The following is a 1,294-nucleotide window of genomic DNA, read 5'->3' as shown; positions in this document are numbered from 1 at the left end:
TTAGTGCGTCGGAAGCGGCGCAGGCCAGGGCGATCTCCGTTGCGGTCTTCGGTGTCAGTGGGGACAGAATGGCCGGCGCACCGATTGCGATAAGTAAAACATAGGCGCGAATGGTGAAGGAATCTCGGGGGTGAAGTTGCTATTGAAGCATGTGGGGTGTTCGGGGAGGTCCGGCTCATGAATGCAGATTGATCATCTGTATGCTGTATGCTGCTCGTCGAAAAGGATTGTGTCCGAAGCTGCTTCAGGTATGATGTAGTCATACTGTGGGGGCTTTCATGACAGTTAAAACCACGCTGAGTTTCACGGATCGCCATCACCGTTTCCTGACGGAGAAGGTCGGGGCAGGTGTCTTCGCCTCGCAATCTGCGCTCGTCGCGGCTGCGCTGGAGCAGATGATCCAGGACGAGGAGGAGCGCGAGATCGCGTTGGGCGTTTTCGCCGACGAGATCCGAAGCAGGCTGCAGACGCCACGCGATGCCTTCGTTGATGGTGATGAGGTATTCGCCCGGGCTCGCGCCCGCCTGGCATCTGGTGAGAGGTGACCTACCGCATTCGTTTCCATCCTTCGGTAGCCGGCGACCTCGACTGGATTGCCGAATGGATCTCTGACTATGCGGGAGCATCCAATGCTGCGGCCAAGCTTGATGAAATCGAACAGGTGATCCGCAGTCTCGCGCTGACCCCGCACAAGGGGAGCAGACGCGATGAGATCTCTCCGGGGCTTCGGGCGATCCCGGCCGGACGAAAGGGCATCGTGGTATTCGCAGTCGATGATGACGTGCGCGAGGTCTTCATCTATGCGGTAAGCTATGGCGGGGCGGATTGGGTTCGGCGGAGCAGGGCGCGCAGTTGAGTATGCGTTGCGCGCAAGGCTTCAGGCTGCTATTGTAAGATAGGGCGGGATGATCGCTTTGGACATTGCGAAACAGTTCGCAAATCCTGCCCCCGCAACCAGAAATCCTGCACTTTGCACAACCTCCTGTTCGCAGGAGGTTTTTTGCTGTCCGCTCAACCGATCCGCACCCAGGCTCAGCGCCAGAATCCCGGCCAGATCGCCGTGAAGCACCAGATCGAGCGCCATCCGCTTGCCCTTGGTCGGCACCGGTGTCGCCACGATCTTCTCGATCAGGCCCCGGATCGCGTCGCGCGCCTCGCCGTCCCGGTCTGGTTCCGTCAGCCCCGCGATCAGCGCACGGATGTCAATCGGCACGCAACTTTGACCCCCTTTCGGCGCCCAATAATGCCCCCGCTTGGTCAGCACGGGTAGCTGGCCCGATGCGGTGTAGCCTCC

At 60.0% G+C, this 1,294-nt stretch carries 2 protein-coding genes and 1 pseudogene; 2 read left to right on the top strand and 1 reads right to left on the bottom strand.

Annotated elements, in window-relative coordinates; translation table 11 throughout:
• Positions 1–278: 278 nt before the first annotated feature.
• Both L632_RS0121185 and L632_RS0121180 read left to right on the top strand, forming a co-directional pair.
• Positions 279–545, top strand: a complete 267-nt coding sequence (locus L632_RS0121185; protein ID WP_220185190.1) for a hypothetical protein — start codon at positions 279–281, stop codon at positions 543–545.
• A complete protein-coding gene (locus L632_RS0121180; RefSeq protein ID WP_028717563.1) occupies positions 542–856 on the top strand; it encodes a type II toxin-antitoxin system RelE/ParE family toxin in 315 nt (104 codons plus the stop codon). The genes L632_RS0121185 and L632_RS0121180 overlap by 4 nt, the downstream gene beginning before the upstream one ends.
• Before the next feature lie 21 nt (positions 857–877).
• On the opposite strand, the pseudogene L632_RS0121175 reads toward L632_RS0121180, so the two are convergent.
• Positions 878–1,294 (bottom strand): annotated as a pseudogene (locus L632_RS0121175) (hypothetical protein); the annotation flags it as partial.

Origin of the sequence: Paracoccus sp. J39 (genome assembly GCF_000518925.1) — a bacterium.
Classification (GTDB): Bacteria; Pseudomonadota; Alphaproteobacteria; order Rhodobacterales; family Rhodobacteraceae; genus Paracoccus.
Note: the sequence above shows the minus strand (reverse complement) of the source record. Positions and strands in the feature narration are given on the sequence as shown.

Bases quoted from the DNA above. Each gene is read 5' to 3' on its own strand.
- L632_RS0121185 (WP_220185190.1), top strand. From the start codon at position 279: ATGACAGTTAAAACCACGCTGAGTTTCACGGATCGCCATCACCGTTTC.